This is a genomic window from Kribbella sp. NPDC048928 (assembly GCF_043197975.1).
In the GTDB taxonomy this organism is placed as follows: domain Bacteria; phylum Actinomycetota; class Actinomycetes; order Propionibacteriales; family Kribbellaceae; genus Kribbella.
The window spans coordinates 18,846-36,934 of record NZ_JBICUC010000001.1 but is presented as its reverse complement, the minus strand read 5'-3'; the positions used below and the strand labels follow the sequence as shown (position 1 = coordinate 36,934).

The 18,089-nt window shown below is 70.0% G+C and carries 6 protein-coding genes and 1 tRNA gene; 4 read left to right on the top strand and 3 right to left on the bottom strand.

Features of this window, described 5'->3' with window-relative positions:
* Window positions 1-10: 10 nt before the first annotated feature.
* Together ACGFI6_RS00105 and aceE are read right to left on the bottom strand one after the other, a co-directional pair.
* Window positions 11-529 (bottom strand): GNAT family N-acetyltransferase, encoded by a 519-nt coding sequence (locus ACGFI6_RS00105; RefSeq protein ID WP_393113781.1) that lies wholly within the window; start codon window positions 527-529, stop codon window positions 11-13.
* 92 nt (window positions 530-621) lie between these two features.
* A complete protein-coding gene (aceE, locus tag ACGFI6_RS00100; protein ID WP_393113779.1) occupies window positions 622-3,348 on the bottom strand; it encodes a pyruvate dehydrogenase (acetyl-transferring), homodimeric type in 2,727 nt (908 codons plus the stop codon).
* Between the two features lie 296 nt (window positions 3,349-3,644).
* On the opposite strand from aceE, the gene ACGFI6_RS00095 reads away from it, so the two are divergent.
* The 3 genes from ACGFI6_RS00095 to ACGFI6_RS00085 all read left to right on the top strand — a co-directional run bounded on the left by ACGFI6_RS00095 (window position 3,645) and on the right by ACGFI6_RS00085 (window position 4,661).
* Window positions 3,645-4,088, top strand: coding sequence for a DUF3052 domain-containing protein (locus ACGFI6_RS00095; RefSeq protein ID WP_393113777.1), 444 nt, complete (start codon window positions 3,645-3,647; stop codon window positions 4,086-4,088).
* Window positions 4,085-4,567 (top strand): peroxiredoxin, encoded by a 483-nt coding sequence (locus ACGFI6_RS00090; protein WP_393113775.1) that lies wholly within the window; start codon window positions 4,085-4,087, stop codon window positions 4,565-4,567. Before ACGFI6_RS00095 ends, ACGFI6_RS00090 begins: the two co-directional genes overlap by 4 nt.
* Before the next feature lie 21 nt (window positions 4,568-4,588).
* A tRNA-Val gene (locus ACGFI6_RS00085) sits at window positions 4,589-4,661 on the top strand.
* Here the strand turns inward: ACGFI6_RS00085 and ACGFI6_RS00080 are convergent.
* Window positions 4,621-5,733: a serine hydrolase domain-containing protein gene (locus tag ACGFI6_RS00080; protein WP_393115732.1), complete on the bottom strand. Its 1,113-nt coding sequence runs from the start codon at window positions 5,731-5,733 to the stop codon at window positions 4,621-4,623. The genes ACGFI6_RS00085 and ACGFI6_RS00080 overlap by 41 nt on opposite strands.
* A gap of 494 nt (window positions 5,734-6,227) precedes the next feature.
* On the opposite strand from ACGFI6_RS00080, the gene ACGFI6_RS00075 reads away from it, so the two are divergent.
* Window positions 6,228-17,969, top strand: a complete 11,742-nt coding sequence (locus tag ACGFI6_RS00075) for an amino acid adenylation domain-containing protein (protein ID WP_393113772.1) — start codon at window positions 6,228-6,230, stop codon at window positions 17,967-17,969.
* Window positions 17,970-18,089 lie beyond the last annotated feature (120 nt).

The window sequence follows — 18,089 nt, the reverse complement described above, 5'->3', positions numbered from 1 at the left end:
ACCGGCTGGATCAGAGCGTGATCCAGTAGCGGCGGGCGAGGCCCAGCCAGGTCTCGCGGACGTCTTCGAGTACGCCGCCGTTGCGCTCGATGGTCCGCGCGGACGCGATGTTGCCGTCGTCGCAGGTGATCAGCACCCGGTCGATGCCGCGCTCCCGCGCCCGGTCCAGCGCGGCTCCGAGCGCCCAGGTCGCGACACCACGCCCGCGCGCCGATGGACGGACGCCGTACCCGATGTGACCGCCGGCTTCGAGGAGTTTGTCGTTCAGGGCGTGCCGCAGCGAGATCGCGCCGAGGTACGTCCCGCCCTCGACGATCCACCAGTACGACGCCGGCACTCGATCGGGCGTGACCTCCTCGGCGGCGCTCTGCTCGCGCAACCGCTGCGTCCAGGCGGCGAACCCCTCGACCGTGCTCAGGTCGTCGGCCTCCCACAACCCGGCCCCGTCCTGATGCGCGCCGCGCCATTCACTCGTCGATTCCATCCAGGAGTCACGCAGGTCCACGGTCGGCGCGATCAACTCAGGCATGCACCGAGCGTAGGGCCGCGGCGGCCACGGGGCCCACCGAATATGCGAACGGGCCGCCCACCGGTGCGGTGAGCGGCCCGTTCGGACGGCGACTAGGCGCCGGCGCCTTCCTGCTTCACGCCGGCGACCGCGGTCGGGTCGTCGATGCGGTACTTGCGAGCGGCCTCCGCGGCCACCTCCGGCTTCACGTCACCGCGCTTGGCGAGGATCTCCAGCGTGGCGACCACGATCGACTCGGCGTCGACCTGGAAGTGCCGGCGAGCCGCGGCCCGGGTGTCGGCCAGGCCCCAGCCGTCGGTCCCGAGCGAGGTGTAGTCGTTCGGCACCCAGCGGGAGATCTGGTCCTGCACCGCGCGCATGAAGTCGCTGACGGCAACGACCGGACCCTTGCTGTCCTTCAGTTGCTCGGTGATGAACGCGACCTGCTCCGGCTCCTCCGGGTGCAGCAGGTTGTGCTGCTCGGCGGCGACGGCGTCCCGGCGCAACTCGTTCCACGAGGTCACGGACCAGACGTCCGCGGCCACCGAGTACTCGTCGGCGAGGATCTGCTGGGCCTTCTGCACCCACGGCAGCGCCACACCGGATCCGAGCAGCTGGACGCGTGGTGCGTCGTCGCCGTCGGCCACCTGACCCTCGTTGAAGCGGTACATGCCCTTGAGCAGGCCCGTGACGTCGAGGTTCTCCGGCTCGGCCGGCTGCGGGACCGGCTCGTTGTAGACGGTGAGGTAGTAGAACACGTCCTCGCCGTACGGCTTGGCCTCGTCGAGACCGTACCCGTACATCCTGCGCAGACCGTCCTGGACGATGTACCGGAGCTCGTACGCGAACGCGGGGTCGTAGTGCACCGCGGCCGGGTTGGTGGAGGCGAGCAGCGGCGAGTGTCCGTCCGCGTGCTGCAGTCCCTCACCGGTCAGGGTCGTACGGCCCGCGGTGGCGCCGATCAGGAAGCCGCGGCCGAGCTGGTCGCCGAGCGCCCACATCCAGTCGCCGGTGCGCTGGAACCCGAACATCGAGTAGAAGATGTAGAACGGGATCATCGGCTCGCCGTGCGTGGCGTACGACGTACTGGCCGCGAGCACCGAACCCATCGCGCCGGCCTCGCTGATGCCCTCGTGCAGCAGCTGGCCCGCCGTGGACTCCTTCCACGACAGCAGCAGGTTGCGGTCGACGGCGTCGTAGTTCTGACCGTGCGGCGAGTAGATCTTCGCGGTCGGGAACATCGAGTCCATGCCGAACGTGCGGTACTCGTCCGGGGCGATCGGGACGATCCGGTGCCCGATCTCCGGGTCCTTCATCAGGTCCCGGAACAGCCGCACGAGCGCCATCGTGGTCGCGACCGGCGCGTGCGAGCCCTTCGACAGCGGCTTGTACACGTCGTCGCCCGGCAGCTTGAGCGTCTTCGGCTGGACGCGGCGCTCCGGCAGCGAACCGCCGAGCTGCTTGCGCCGGTCCATCATGTACTGGTACTCCGGCGAGTCGGTGCCGGGGTGGAAGTACGGCGGGTTGTACGCGTCCTCGAGGTCCTTGTCCTCGATCGGCAGGTAGAGCCGGTCGCGGAACGCCTTCAGGTCGTCCGAGGTGAGCTTCTTCATCTGGTGGGTCGCGTTGCGGCCCTCGAGCGCCTCGATCGTCCAGCCCTTGATGGTCTGGGCGAGGATCACGGTCGGCTGGCCGACGTGCTCGGTCGCGCTCTTGAACGCGGCGTACACCTTGCGGTAGTCGTGACCGCCGCGGGGCAGCTTGCGCAGGTCCTCGTCGGACAGCCCGCTGACCATCTCGCGCAGCCGCGCGTCGCCGCCGAAGAAGTTCTCCCGGATGTACTCACCGGACTCGACGGAGTACGTCTGGAACTGGCCGTCCGGCGTGGTGTTCATCTTGTTCAGCAGGGCGCCGTCGTGGTCCTGGGCGAGCAGGTTGTCCCACTCGCGGCCCCAGATCACCTTGATGACGTTCCAGCCGGCACCGCGGAAGAACGCCTCCAGCTCCTGGATGACCTTGCCGTTGCCGCGGACCGGTCCGTCCAGCTGCTGCAGGTTGCAGTTGATCACGAAGGTGAGGTTGTCGAGCTCCTCGCGGGCGGCCAGGCCGATCGCGCCGAGCGACTCCGGCTCACCCATCTCGCCGTCACCGAGGAACGCCCAGACGTGCTGCTGGCTGGTGTCCTTGATGCCGCGGTTGTGCAGGTAGCGGTTGAACCGCGCCTGGTAGATCGAGTTCAGCGAGGCCAGACCCATCGAGACGGTCGGGAACTCCCAGAAGTCCGGCATCAACCGAGGGTGCGGGTACGACGACAGACCGTGGTGCGGGCCGCGGGAGACCTCCTGGCGGAACCCGTCCAGCGCGTCCGCGCTCAGCCGGCCCTCGAGGAAGGCGCGCGCGTACATGCCCGGGGAGGCGTGTCCCTGGATGAAGACCTGGTCGCCGCCGCCCGGGTGGTCCTTGCCGCGGAAGAAGTGGTTGAAACCGACCTCGTACAGGCTCGCGGCGGACTGGTAGGTGGCGATGTGACCGCCGACCTCCAGGCCCTTGCGGTTGGCCTTGCTCACCATCACCGCGGCGTTCCAGCGGATGAAGGCCCGGATCCGGCGCTCGATGTGCTCGTCGCCGGGGAACCACGGCTCGCGCTCGGGCGGGATCGAGTTGATGTAGTCGGTGCTCCGCAGGGCGGGCACCCCGACCTGTCGCTCCCGGGCCCGCTCGATCAGCTTGAGCATCAGGTAGCGCGCTCGCGCCTTGCCCCGTTCGTCCAGGACGGCGTCGAGCGATTCGACCCATTCACGCGTCTCGTCGGGGTCGATGTCGGGGAGCTGGGTGGGCATCCCCTCAGTAATAATGGCTGGTGGTTCGTGTCCGGAAGCCACGGTGTCCTGCCGTTCTCTCTGGTTGTCTTCACCGCAATCCTGTCACCTGTTCGGAATGCGTTCTACTTTGCCTTCCGATCCGGCCCGATTCGGGCTGGTCAGGCCAGATCTCAGCGGACACGCCTGGTACCCGCCACGCGGATACCGGACACGTCACGGAACCCTGGTGCATACTTGCGCGACGCGGTACGGCACGATGGACTACCGCTATTGACACCTACCCCCGGGCAAGCGGGGACCACGGAGGAGGACAAGTGAGCGCGACCGCGGATCACGCGGACGGCAAGGGCGGAGTGCCGAACATGGCGTCCCGGCTAGGCCTCGAGGCCGGCTGGGTAGTCCAGGAGATCGGCTACGACGACGACTGCGACGACGACCTGCGTGATGCCATCCGGGAGGTCACCGGGGAGGCCTTCGTCGGCGACGACACCGACGAGGTGGTGGACGCAGTCCTGCTCTGGTTCCGCGAGGACGACGGCGACCTGGTCGACGCGTTCTTCGACATCCTGACCGACCTGAAGGCCGGTGGAGTGGTCTGGCTGATGACTCCGAAGGTCGGTCGCGACGGGTACGTCGAGACCAGTGACATCACCGAGGCGGCGCCGGTCGCCGGCCTGGCCACGACGAGCACGCTGAGCGTGACCGACGACTGGTCTGCGACCAAACTGGTGGTCCCGAAGTCCGGTCGCAAGGGGTGACTGTCCCAGCTGCCGGCCCAGCTGCCGGCAGCCGGGCCCCCGACTTCCAGACCCAGAACCAGTACGGCGAACCGGTCCGGCTGAGCGATTACGCCGGCCGTCGGGACGTCGTGCTGGTCTTCTACCCGTACGCCTTCAGCCAGGTCTGTACGAGTGAGCTGACCGCCCTCCGCGACCGCCCCGACCTACTCGAGGCAGCGGAGTTCCTGGCGATCTCGTGCGACCCCATGTTCACCCTGCGGGCCTACGACGACGCACACCACTTGGGCTTCAGCCTGCTCTCCGACTTCTGGCCCCACGGCGCCGTCGCGACGGCGTACGGAGCGTTCGACCCCGACCGCGGCTGCGCCCGCCGAGCCACCTTCGTGGTGGACCGCACCGGCACCATCCGCTGGTCGGTCCTCAACCCCATGCCCGAAGCCCGCAACCCAGCCGACTACGCCGCCGCACTGGCAGAACTGGGTGCGGACCTCAGGTAGACTCCTTCGGTCGCTGCATCCGGGCGGATAGCTCAGTTGGTAGAGCGCTTCCCTTACAAGGAAGATGTCGGGGGTTCGAGTCCCTCTTCGCCCACCCCGAAAACCTTCGTGACCAGGCGTTCGAGGGCCGGCGGGAAGATTTCGAGGATGTTGGCTGCGGAGTCGCCCATGGTGATGGCGGCCGTGAGGGTCTTGGTGCCGTCGGGGTTGCTGTACATGAGGGCGCCGTAGCCGCCGGGGGCGCTGCCGTTGTGGTGGTAGAGGGTTTGAGTGCCGGTGTCTTGCTTGAAGAGGCCGAGGCCGTAGTTGAGCGGGCCGCTCTTCGGTTCCGGCGTACGCATCTCGGCGAGCAGGTCCGCGGGGAGCAGTTTGCCGCTCTGCAAGGCGGACATGAACACCTGCAGGTCGTTCGTGGTCGAGAGCATGCTGCCGGCCGCGAACAGCAGCGACGGGTTCTGCTCGGTGACGTCGGCGACCGTCCAGTCGTCGCCGTCCTGGTAGCGGAAGTACCCGTGCGAGTGCGGTCCGGGGATGTCCGTACGGTCGCCCGGCTCGACCGTGCCCGTGAGGCCGAGCGGCTTCACGATGCGGCTCTCCAGCTCCTCGGCGAGCGTACGGCCGGTGAGCGCCTCGATGAGCAGTGCGGCGACGGTGTAGTTGGTGTTCGAGTAGCTCCACTCGGCACCCGGTTCGAACCGCGCGGGCTTGCCCAACGCGAACTCGACCAGCTCGTCCGGCGCGTACCCGCGCAGCCGGTTGTCGGCCCACTCCTTGCCGGTCGCAGGCAGCCCCATCACGACGGTGCCGTCGGGGTAGTACTCGCCTGTGTAGTTGAACAATCCGCTGGTGTGGTTCAGCAGCATCCGCAGGGTGATCCGCGGGTCCAGGGCGAACCGTGCCAGCCGGTCGGCCACCGGACCGTCGAGCTCCAGCTTGCCCTCGGCCACCAGTTGCAGCGCCACCGTCGAGACGAACGTCTTCGTCACGCTGCCGACCCGGAACTGCCCGCCGACCGGCGGCTGCTCGGTCCGGCCCAGCTCGCGAATCCCGGCCGTGCCGACCCACTCACCGTGCTCGTCGTGCACCCGCAGTTCGAGCCCGCCGAACCCGGCGTCGACGAACTCCTGTGCGGCCTGCTGTAGTTCCGGACGGTCCTGTACGGACATTCGTGCTCCTCGGGTCAAGGCGATCTGGTGTACGCCGAGAACGTTCGCCGGGAGCCCTGACACGGAACCGCCACGACACCGCCACGACACCGCCACGACCCTGACGCGAGATGACACGGGGTGATCCGGCGTACTGGTGACCGGCTTTCGTACGGGGCGTATCGCGGGCCGCCGTCACTCGTTGGAACCATGTCGGCCGTCGTGGAGTTCTCACCGGATTCTTAACCATCGGCTGGTGAGAACGGGCTCCTCCAGAGCGGGTCGCGGCTGGTAGGGTTCACGGCTGTCGGTCGGCGCGATGACGCACCGGGTGAACCCGGTCACGGCATCGGTTCCGGCTGGTGGAAAACGGGGCTGCTGTCGGTGTGAAGTGAGGCGGGTCTGCCCAGAACCCGCTCCGTCCAGTTGGGGAGGCACGTGTCCGTGGGTCGCCAACCGGCCACGCTCCCCGGCGTACCAAGGTCCTCGCTGTCTCTGCTGGTGGTGGCATCGGCGTGAGAAGTGGTGCAGACCGGCCGGCGATCTCCACCGGGCCGGCGTTGATGATTCCCGCCGGGTACCCGCGTGACCTGCCGAGCGCGCTGCTCCGGGCAGCCCGTGACTTCGGCGGCGCCGGTGTGGTCGAGATCGGCGCGGACGGTCGCGAGACCAAGCTGGACTTCCCGACGCTGCTCGAGCTGGCTGCCCGGATACTGGCCGGACTGCGCGCGAACGGCGTCCGGGCCGGGGACCCGGCGGTCGTGCACTGCACTGAACCGGTCGGGTTCTTCGCCGCGTTCTGGGCCTGCACGCTCGGCGGCATCCGGCCGCTGCTGGTCGCACCGAACCCGGGCGGCGACCGTACCGAGGAGGGCCGCGAGCGGCTCCGCAAGATCACCGACCTGCTCGGCTGGACGGTGCTGATCGGCCGCCCGTCCGACCTGCCGAACGACCTCGGCCTCCCGGTCCTCGACCCGGACGCGATGGCGGGCCACGAGCCGACGTCCGACTTCCATCGCCCGGCCGCGGACGACGTCGCCGTACTGATGCTCTCCTCGGGCTCGACCGGTGCGCCGAAGATGGTGCAGCTGACGCACCGCGGGCTGGTGGAGTTCGCCGCCGGTACGCCCGCGATGCTGCCGATCCGCCCTGGCCAGACGACGCTGAACTGGCTGCCGCTGGACCGCAGCGGGGCGTTCCTGCTGTACCACCTGCTGCCCGTGTTCACCGGCTGCACGAACATCCACGTGAACACCGACTGGGTGCTCGCGAACCCGCTCCGCTGGTTCGACCTGATGGAGCAGCACCGCGTCAACCACTCCTGGTCGCCGAACTTCGGCTACCGGCTGGCGACCGCGGCCGTCGCGGGCGAACCGGACCGGCACTGGGACCTGTCGGCGCTCCGTAGCCTGGTCAGCGGCGGCGAGCAGATCACGGTGCCGGTGATGTCGGACTTCCTGCGCGTGACAAACCGGTTCGGCGTCGTACCGGAGACGTTCGTCGCGGCATGGGGGATGACCGAGACGGTCACCGGGATCACGTTCGCGCGGCCCGGCTTGACCCCGAACGTCCATCGCGTCCGGATCCCGCCGACCGGCGTCATCGAGTGGGTCGATCAGCGTCCGTCGTCCGGCAAGGTCGCGGTCGCGCGTCCCGGCGCGCCGCGGGTCGAGGCGCCCGGTGTGCTGTCGCTGGTGTCGGTGGGGGCTCCGGCGCCCGGTACGACCGTACGCATCGTCGCCCCGAACGGCGCCGTACTGCCGGAAGGCCGGATCGGTCAGCTGCAGGTCGCGTCGGCGCGCGTGACGCCCGGCTACCTCGGGAACCTCGAAGCCGACCGCCTGGCGTTCCCGGTCGGCAACTGGCCGGCGCGCAAGTGGCTCGCGACCGGCGACCAAGGCTTCATCACCGGCGGACAGGTGGTCGTCACCGGCCGGGACAGCGAACGCATCATCATGTCCGGCAAGCTGCACTGGGCCCACGACATCGAGTCCGTCGCCGCGACGGTCGTCGGCGCCGAACACGGCCTGGTCGCCGCCTGCGGTGTCGCAGACGAGCAGAGCGGCACCGACCGCCTGGTCGTGTTCTACGCGCTCACCGCGAACTCCGTGCCCGGCATGGACCAGGCCATCCGCAGCCTGATCCAGACCCGCCTCGGCCTCGCCGCCCAGGTCGTCGGCGTCCCGCGCCGCGACTTCCCGACCACCCCCGGCGGCAAGATCCTCCGCCCCCTCCTCAAACAGCGCTGGATCGACGGCACCCTGGAACCGGCCACCACCCCCCACGTAGAGCCGGCCGGGGCCACCCCCGTCTCCGGCCCCACCGGCCAGGGCCCGTCCACGGCCCCCGAGTCCACCCCGTACGCCGACGAGGACCCCTCCGAACGCACCACCGAACTCCCCGTCGTCCGCCTGGCCTGGCAACGCGAACTACAGCAATCCATCCCCACTCCACCCCAACGCCCGACCCTGGGCACGCCACCCTCCACACCGCCTCCGTCAGCTCCGGCCGAGTCCGAGCCGTCCTCGGCTTCCGGCGCCGCGCCGTCCGGCCCCGATGCGGATACGGATGCTTCCTCGCGCCGCGGCGTACCGCCGTCCCCGTTCGGCCCAACCGCGTCCTCCACAACGGACACGCCCTCAGCACCGGCCCGCTCGGAGCAGACCTCCAACGAGGCGTACGCCGCCCCGACCACCCAGGCGAGCACCGAGCAGACACCCGAGCACAACGCTGCCGCTGCAGCCGATCCGCAGCCGGCCGAAGATTCTGCGAACGAACACGCTGAGCCCGTCGACCCGACACCCCTCACGTCAGCAACCTCCGACCCGGCGACCGCCGAGGCGGACCCGTCTGCGAAGGAACTGTCCGACACCGCGACGACTGACGCCGAGTCGTCCGCGCAGGCACGGCCCGACACCGCGACCCCCGAGGCCGACCCGACGGAGCCAGCTACCTCCAGCCGTGTGACCACCGCCGAGCCGTCTGCAGAAACGCCCGACGACGCGAGGCCCGCCGACGACGAGCAAGCCGAGAAGACGGCGCCCGAGCTTCAGTCGCCCGAGCACCAGTCGCCCGAGCCCGTGACCATCGAGGACGAGGCGCCGGCAGAAGGATCCGCCGACACGGAGCCTGCTGAGGGTGAGCCGCTCGAGGAGACAGCGGCTGAGCCGGCCGAGGAACCGGTGACCCAGCGCCAGACATCCGAGATCGTGGGCTCCGACGAAGAGCCAACTGATCTCTCGGTTCCACAAGACGCCGCAGACGACGACGCCGCAGACGACGACGCGACGATCGAGCTCACCCGCATCACCGTCGACACCCCACCACCAACCACGCGTACGGCCACAGAGCAGGCGGACGCAGCAGACGCGACCGAAAACGCAACCAACGTCGCCTCCACCACGCCGCCCGCAACGCAGCCCACGCCCGCAACGCAGCTCACCATCAGTGCGCCGACCGCCTCCGCCACGCAGACCACCACCAACGCGCAGCCCACCGAGAAGACCGCACCCGACGCAGAGCCGTCCACCGAGACGCCAACGGACGCGCCGACCGTCGCGGACGAAACACCAAGCGCCGAACCCGCCGCGACCCCGCACCTTTCCCCGGACTCAACAGCCAACACAGCCAAGCCCGACGAGCCCGCAGCAGAAGCTGCTGTGGAGTTGGTGGCGGACACTGACGGAACCGCAGAGCCCGCACCCACCGCGGACGATGCTGCGGAGCCGGCCGCGGACAATGGAGTGGACGCGGACGCGGCGCCTGCCGCGGACGGCGCTACCGAGCCGGCCGATGCTGACGGAACCGCAGAGACCCCATCCACCGCGGACGATGCTGTGGAGCTGGCCGCGGACAATGGAGTGGACGCGGACGCGGCGCTCGCTGGGAATGGTGCTGCCGGGCCGGCGGATGCTAACGGAACCGCAGAGACCCCATCCGCCGCGGACGATGCTGTGGAGCTGGCCGCGGACAATGGAGTGGACGCGGACGCGGCGCTCGCTGGGGATGGTGCTGCCGGGCCGGCGGATGCTGACGGAACCGCAGAGATGGCATCCGCTGCAGACGATGCTGCGGAATTGGCGGGGAACGCTGATGTGGCTGCCGAGGCGGCGTCCTCCGCGGACGGTGTTGCGGAGTTGGTGGGGGACGCTGATGTGGCTGTGGAGGCGGCGCCCGCTGCGGACGATGTCGCCGAGGTTGCAGCGGACGCTCCTGCGGCCTCGGAGTCCGCGTCCGGTGTGGATGCGTCTGACGAGACGGGCGTTGGCGCGGACGATGCTGCCGAGTCGGCCGACGACCTGGAGCCTGCGGCGGGGACACCGGACGATGTAGAGGGTGCGGCAGGGACACCGGGCGGCGTGGAGCGTACGGCCGAGGCGCTAGACCACGAGGTGGGTGTCGGGAGCGCTGGTACGTCTGCGAACGACCAACGCCGTGACATGGAGGCGGGCGCGGGTGCGGAGCGTTCCGCAGAGCGTGCGCCTGTTGCCAACCCGGACCGCGTGACTGCGCAGGTTGCAAAGCTCACCGATGACGAGGACTCAGACAGCACGTCGAACGCTGCTGAGCTCGACGAAGACGAAGCATCCGAGCCCGCTGACGCAGAGTCCGAGGCGACGGAGGCCGCTGAGACTTCGGCGACCGTGGCGGAGAGTTCGGTCGAGTCAGGCGAGGTCTCCGACGACGCCCCGCTCACGGAACTCACAGGCCCGGAACCGATCGCGACCGCTCAGCAGGAACCTCACGCCCTTGCGACCGGCAAGCCCGCCGCTGCACAGCCCGCACCTGCACAGCCCGCTCCTGCGCAGCCTGTTGGTGATAGCACTACTGCCGACGAGAGCACGGCTACCGACAGCTCCCCGACCAACTCCGCAAGCACGACGATCCCGACGAAGACCCCGGACTCATCAGCAGGCGCGGGCTTCAGCGAGGAGATGAGCTCCGCCGCAGACAGCAGTCCTCACCAGATCGCGGACCTTCGTGAAGACACGGACGGGACCACAGCGCACGGGACCACTGCGGATGCGAGCACTGCGGATGCGAGCATGGCGGACGCGGGCTCTGCTGACGCGCCGGCGGAGGACGCGGCCACCACCAGTACGCGGACCGGGGACGCGACCGCCACGGATACGGCGACCGGGGATGAGACCGCCCGGGATGCGACTGCGACGGATGCGGCGACGGGTGATGGGACGACCGGGGATGCGGCGCCTGCGGGCGCGGCGCCTGAGGACGCGGCGACCGGGGATGCGACCGCGACGGATGCGGCGACCGGTGATGGGGCCACCGGGGATGCGGCGCCTGCGGGCGCGGCGGCCGGGGGTGCGGCGAACGCGGATGGGGCGACTGCTGAGGCTGACGAGAAGTCAGAGGCTCGTGTGTCGGCGACGTCGGGCGAAGAGGCGGAGTCCGGCGATGGAGTCGAGTCTCGTGAGGACGTGGAGTCCGTTGATCAGTTGAGTGCGGTCGACGCGACGGGGTCCTCTGAGGACGCGGATCAGTCGGAGCGGGCGGATTCGGGCGAGGCCGCGGAGTCGTCTGACGATGCGGAGCAGGTCGACAGCGCGGAGCCGGTGGGTAGCGCGGATCCGAGGGGCTCGGCGAGTGCTCGCGTGGAGGCCGAGTCGGCGAGTGCCGGGGTGGACGTCGAGTCCGCGGCGGGTGCGAACTCCGGCGGTCCGGTGCGGTCTGGTGAGGGTGCCGGCGATCCTGTGCGGTCTTCTGAGGACGTGGGGTTCGGTGGGAGCGCGGTCGATGAGGTCGTCGCTGAGGACGTGTCCGGTGCTGAGGGTGAGTCCGGTGCTGAGGGTGAGGCCGGTGCTGAGCCAGAGTCCGGTGCTGAGGAGTCCGACGCCTCCGAGGACTCCGGTGTCGAGGAGAACTCCAGTACCGATGGTGGGACGGTCGTCGACGAGGAGTCGGAGGACGAGAGCGACGACGAGGTTGACGTAGAGACCGGTGCTGAGCAGGAAGGCGCTGGTGAGCAGGACGCCGGTGGTGAGCGGGAGGCTGGTGGTGAGCGGGAGTCTGAGGTTGGTGAGGACTCTGGTGGTGGCGAGGGGGTCGGCACTGGCCTGGCGTCGGGGGCTGGTGAGCAGCCTGCTGTTGGCGAGGAGGCAGGTGCTGAGCAGGTTCGAGCTGAGCAGGTTCGAGCTGAGCAGGTTGGGGTTGAGCCGGTTGAGGTAGAGCAGGTCGGGGCAGGGCCGCTTGAGGTTGAGGCGGTTGGGGTTGAGCGGGGTGGGGTTTTGCGTGGTGGGGCTCGGGATGGTGGGGCTCAGGTGGGTGGGGTTGTTGAGCCGGTGGCTGTTGTGGGGGTGGCTGGGCGGTTCCCGGGGGCTGAGACGCTCGAGGGGTTCTGGGAGAACCTTGTGGGCGGGGTGGAGAGTGTTCGGCGCGGGATGCCGGATACGGGGGACGGGGTTGTTGCGGTCAGTGGTGTGCTGGAGCATGTGGAGTCGTTCGACGCCAAGTTTTTCGGGTTGAGCGATCGCGAAGCCGAGTTGATGGAGCCGGCGCAGCGGTTGTTCCTCGAGGTGTGTCATCAGGCGCTGGAGCACGGCGGATACGCCGGTACGTCGAGCCGCGTCGGTGTTTTCGCGGGCTCCGGCATGAACTTGTACAACCGCCAGCACCAGTCCCGCGACTCGATCGCCACCCGCGTCGCGTACCGGCTCGGCCTCACGGGCCCGGCGATCGGCGTCCAGTCGGCGTCCTCGTCGTCGCTCGTCGCGGTGCATCTCGCGTGTCAGGCGCTCAGGTCCGGCGACGCGGATCTGGCCCTGGCCGGCGCTGCCGCAGTGCAGGTGCCTCAGGCAACGACGTACCAGCCGACTCCGAACTCGATCCTCTCGCCGAGCGGCCACGTGCGCGCGTTCGACGCCGAGGCCGACGGTACGGTCGGCGGCAACGGGGTCGCCGCGGTGCTCCTGAAGCGACTCGACCAGGCGCTCGCCGACGGCGACACGGTGTACGCCGTGATCCGCGGCACCGCGGTCAGCAACGCGGACGCGCCGGCCGCGCATCAGGCCGAGCTGATCGAGCGCGCGCTCGAGCGGGCCGGGTTCGACGCTGATTCGCTCAGCTACCTCGAGGCGAACGGGATCGGCAGCCGGGCCGCGGATGCCGCCGAGGTGAAGGCGCTGACCGCCGCGCTGCGCCGGCACACCGACAAGGTCGGGTTCTGCACGCTCGGATCGGTGAAACCGAACATCGGCCACCTGGACAGCGCCGCGGGCATGGCCGGCCTGATCAAGACGATCCTGATGCTGCAGCACCGTACGCTCGTGCCGACCATCAACTTCACCGCGCCGAACCCGGCGCTCGCGCTCGACAGCAGCCCGTTCGTGATCGGCACCGACGCACGCGAGTGGACCGTGCCGTTGCAGTCCGGCAGTACGACCCTGCGCGCCGGCGTCAGCGCCCTCGACCCGAGCGGCACGAACGCACACGTCATCCTCGAGGAGGCGCCGCGCCAGATCCGCCGCGGCGACGACGGTCCGGTCGTGCTGCCGCTGTCCGCCCCGGACCCGGATGCGCTCGCCGATCTCGTCGAGCTGTACCGCACGGACCTCGGCCACGGCACGGGCCACCGCCTCATCGACCTTGCCGGTACGGCGGCGCTCGGCCGGCCCGCGCACCGGCACCGGATCGCGGTCGCGGGCAGTACGGAAGCGGAGCTCGTCGACGCACTCGCCTCCGCACAGCCGACCGAGGTGCCGCGCGGCGGACCCGGACCGCTCGGGTACGCATTCACCGGACAGGGCGCTGCGCGACGCGGGATGGCGGCCGGCCTTGCCGCACGGTTCCCGGTGTTCCGCTCGGTCCTCGACGAGTGCGATCGCGTCTACCACGAGGAGACCGGCGGCAGCCTCAACGAGCTGCTCCTGACCCCTGCCGGTACGGCGGAAGGCGTGTGGCCGACCGAGACCGCGCAGCCGGCGTTGTTCGCGTTCGAGGTCGCACTTGCGCGACTTTGGCAGTCGTTCGGCGTGCAGCCCGCGCTGGTCGTCGGTCACAGCGTCGGCGAGTACGCGGCGTTGTGCGTCGCCGGCGCGCTGTCGCTCGCGGACGGCGTCCGGCTGACTGCCAAGCGCGGCGAACTCATGCAGCGCGGCACCGTCCCGGGCGCGATGGTGTCGGTACGCGCCGACGCGGACCGGGTGCGCGAGATCGCCCGTACCGCAGGCGTTGAGGTTGCCGCGGGCAACGGTCCGCAGTCGTTCGTACTGACCGGGTCCGAGGTGATCGTCGGGCAGCTCGCGGCGCAGCTCGACCAGTTGCAGGTCGCGTGGCAGCGGCTGGACGTCGATCGGGCGTTCCACAGCTCGTTGGTGGACCCAATACTGTCGGACTTTGCGGAGATCGTTCGCGAGATCACGCTGAAGCCGCTGCGGACGCCGATGGTGTCGAGCTGGTCCGGTGACCTGCTCGAGTCCGGGACCGTGCTGGACAGCGACTACCTGGTCGGCCAGTTGCGCCAGCCGGTGCTGTTCGGGGATGCGGTCGAGGCCGTGACAGCGGCGGGTTGCCGTCGGTTCCTGGAGCTTGGGCCGGATGCCGTACTGAGCCCTGCCGGCCGGCGGATCGCGCCGAACAGCACGTGGATCCCGGCGCAGCGCCTCGGACAGGACCCGGTGCTCGCGACGATGAACGGTCTCGCCGAGCTGTACGAGCAGGGCACCGAGATCGCGTGGGCCAAGGTCTACGCGGACGGCGGCCGGGTTCCGTTGCCGACGTACCCGTTCCGTCGCGTGCACCACCCGGTCGACCCGTCGGTGACGGTGCTCGCCGGTCCTGGTACGGCCGTTGCCGGGGACAACGTTGCGCCGCGGCTGAACGCGTTCGAACGGGCCGCGCGGGCGCAGGCCGTGGTGTTCGAGCCGCCGTCGAGTGCGGCCGTGAAGCGAATCCCGTTGGACCCGCCGAGTGCGCCGGATCCGGTGGCGGACGACGAGTCCGAGACTGGCGAGGCGGGTGAGGAGCGGTCGCCGTTCGCGCTGCCTGCGGAGACACATCAGCTCGACGCTGACTACCTTGCGCAGGCCGGGTCGTTGCCGGGCGACGAGGTGTCGGCGGAGCGGTACCGGGAGTCGCTCGATGTCGTACTCGACCAGACCTGTGAGCTGCACGGGCTGGATCCGTACGACCTGACGGTGGACCACACGTTCGCCGAGCTCGGGGCGACGCCGGCATCGATGGCGCCGGTGATCGACGAGATCAACAGCCGGTTCGAGGTGCAGCTGGCGCCGGACGATCTGTTCCTCACGTACACGACCCCGCACAAGCTCGCGACGGCGGTCGCAGTCCAGGCCGCCGAGTCGGTCGAGGCCGTCGAGACAGCCCAGTCAGTCGAGCCGAGCGAGTCGGGCGAGCTGAGTGAGGCAGCGGGGTCAGCTGAGGCGGCCGAGTCGGCTGAGGTCGAGGCGGCCGGCGATGGCGTGGCTGCGGCGGTTGTCACCGGGGAGAGCGCTCGGGAGGGCGTGGCCGAGAGTGCCGCGGAGTCTTCGGCGCATGATCCGCGGGCAGCGCTGGCGGTTCTGGGGTCGGGGCTCGCGGAGCTGGCTGCGAAGGTGGACGAGGCTGCGGCGGCGACCAGCGAGGCCGAGCTGCCGGGGAGCGGGATGGCTGCGCTGATGTCTCAGCAGCTTCGCGTCGCCGGTCAGCTGGTCGACGGCGTCACCAAGCTGATGCGCGAGCAACTCGCCCTCCTCGCCGAACCGCCCGCGCAACTTACCCCCACCGAACCGACCACCACCGAACCGACCTCCACCGAACCGAGCCCCACCGAACCGACCTCCACCGAACCGACCCCGGCCCAGGAGCCCGTGCCGTCCACGACGGATGCCAGCGAAGAGCTGTCGGCAACCCCCGAGCAGCAAGCCCCCGAGACAAGCAGCACGTCCGACGCCGGCGCACGTGCAACGTCTGACGGCGACGCGGAGGGTCTCCCGCTGACGTCCGACGATTCGTGGGCTGTCAGCGACACAGCTTCGGACGTTGCGGGTGAGGAGGTGCAGCGGCGGGATCTGAGCTACTGGGATCACGTGCTCACCGGGGCAGAGCCGTTGGTGTTGCCGGCGGACCGGGTGCGGGTGGCCGGTGATGACGCGGTGGCGTCGGTCAAGCAGGAGCTGGACGAGGAGCTCGGCGACGCGGTGTTCGCGTACAGCCGGGACCGCAAGCTCAGCCCGGTGATGACGATGCTCGCGGCGGCAGCGACCGTACTGGGCCGGTTCGCCGCGCAGGAGGACGTGACGATCGGCTCCGCGCTGATCCGTCCCAAGGGCGACACCTCGACCGATCCCCGGCGCCCGCTGCCGTTGCGCATCGACCTGTCCGGTGAGCCGGATCTCGGCGAGCTGACCGAGCGGATCCGCGACGTGACGGCCGCCGCATTCGACCACGCCGGTGCGGACCTGGCGATCCTCCAGCGTGACCCGCTGTTCCAGATCCTTGTCGACTTCGAGGACGGCGACGACGAGCTGCCGGCGGCGGTCGACCTGCGGCTCAGGCTGACGTACCACGGCGCCGGCATCACCTGTACGGCGGACTACCGGACCGGGCTGTTCGAGCAGCGCACGATCGAGCGCCTGCTCGACTACCTCGCCGAAGTGTTGCGCAGGGCAACGACCAGCCCGGGCCTGCGGCTGCCCGAGCTGACCCTGCCGATCGAGTCCGACGTCGAGCTGCTCCGCGAGCTGGAGTCCGACGCCGACCCGGTCGGTCCGATCGGCCGCGTACGCCGGGCCGCTGTCGTCGCCGGTGAACTCAGCGGACTGCACACCTTGTTCGAGCAGCAGGTCGCCCGTACACCGGACGCAATCGCTGTGATACAAGGCGATCGGGAGCTCACGTACGCCGAACTCGACCGCCGGTCCAACGCTGTCGCCTGGCAGCTCGCGGACCTCGGCGTGAAGTCCGGCGAGCTGGTCGCCGTACGAGTTGCCCGCGGCACCGAAATGGTCGTCGCCGTACTCGCGGTGCTCAAGTCCGGTGCCGCGTACCTCCCTCTTGATCCGGGCGTACCGGAGTCGCGCTGGGCGTTCATGGTGCACGACTCCGCAGCGGTCGCCCTGGTCGGCGACGATGCGGCACTGGCCGATCGCCTCGGCCTGCGGCTGGTCCCGGTCGCGGCGGTCGACGGCGACCCGCGCGCCCGGCAGGCGCCGCCGGGGCGCGCCGCGGCCGACGACATCGCGTACTGCATCTATACGTCCGGCTCGACCGGCAACCCGAAGGGCGTCGTGGTCCCGCACCGCGGCCCGGTGAACCTGGTCCGCCACTACCTGCGGACCCGCCGGTCGCTGCGTACGTTGCAGTGGACGTCGTTCGGGTTCGACGTCCACGTACAGGAGATGTTCACGACGCTGGCGTCCGGCGCCGCGCTCGTCCTGATCGGCGAGGACGACCGGTACGACCCGGATGCGGTCGTCGCGGCGCTCCGCGATCACGACGTACAGCGACTGTTCATGGCGTTCAGCCCGCTGACCGCGCTGCTGGCCACGATGCGCCGGCTGCCCGAGCTGCCTGCCCTGCGGGAGATCGTGGCGGGTGGCGAGGCGATGGTGCTGACGCACAAGGTGCGGGACTTCCTGGACGCGCATCCGCGGTGCCGGCTGTTCAACGAGTACGGTCCGACCGAGGCGTCGATCGTGACCACGATCCACGCGGTCGACCCCGCCGAGGACCGGCCCTCGATCGGGCGCCCGATCGAGGGTGTCGTCGTACGGCTGCTGGACGCCGCACTGCGGCCGGCGCCGGTCGGTGCGGTCGGCGAGATCCATCTCGGCGGCGCCGCGGTTGCCCAGGGCTACATCGGCCGGCCGGAGGAGACCGAGCGCGCGTTCGTCGCCGACCCAGGCCACCCGGGCGCGCGGCTGTACCGCAGTCGCGACCTCGGCCGCTGGCGGGTCGACGGCACGCTGGAGTACCTCGGCCGTGCGGACGACCAGGTGAAGATCCGCGGCCATCGGGTGGAGCCGGGCGAGACCGAGCACGTCCTGGCAGATCAGCCCGGCGTGGTCGACGCGGTCGTGGTCGCGCAGCAGGACCCGGGTGGTGACACCTGTCTGATCGGGTACGTCGTCCTCGAGGACAGCGATCCCGCCGTACTGGCACGGCTGATGCTTGACCTCGGCAAGGAGCTGCCGATCTACCTGGTGCCGGCGGACCTGATCCCGATCGAGGAGCTGCCGCTCGACGACAACGGCCGCCTGGACCGCGCGCGCCTTCCCGAGCCGGAGTGGCTCAAGCCGTAACAGCGAGCAGTTGCAACGCCACAGCCGTGGGCGTCCCGTTCTGCACCGTGGACGGGGTCAGGCCGGTGGCCGCGCTCCCGCAACCACTGTCAGCCGTTCACGGTGCAGAACCCGCGTTCG

Bases quoted from the DNA above. Each gene is read 5' to 3' on its own strand.
- ACGFI6_RS00105 (WP_393113781.1), bottom strand. From the start codon at position 529: ATGCCTGAGTTGATCGCGCCGACCGTGGACCTGCGTGACTCCTGGATG.
- aceE (WP_393113779.1), bottom strand. From the start codon at position 3,348: ATGCCCACCCAGCTCCCCGACATCGACCCCGACGAGACGCGTGAATGG.
- ACGFI6_RS00080 (WP_393115732.1), bottom strand. From the start codon at position 5,733: ATGTCCGTACAGGACCGTCCGGAACTACAGCAGGCCGCACAGGAGTTC.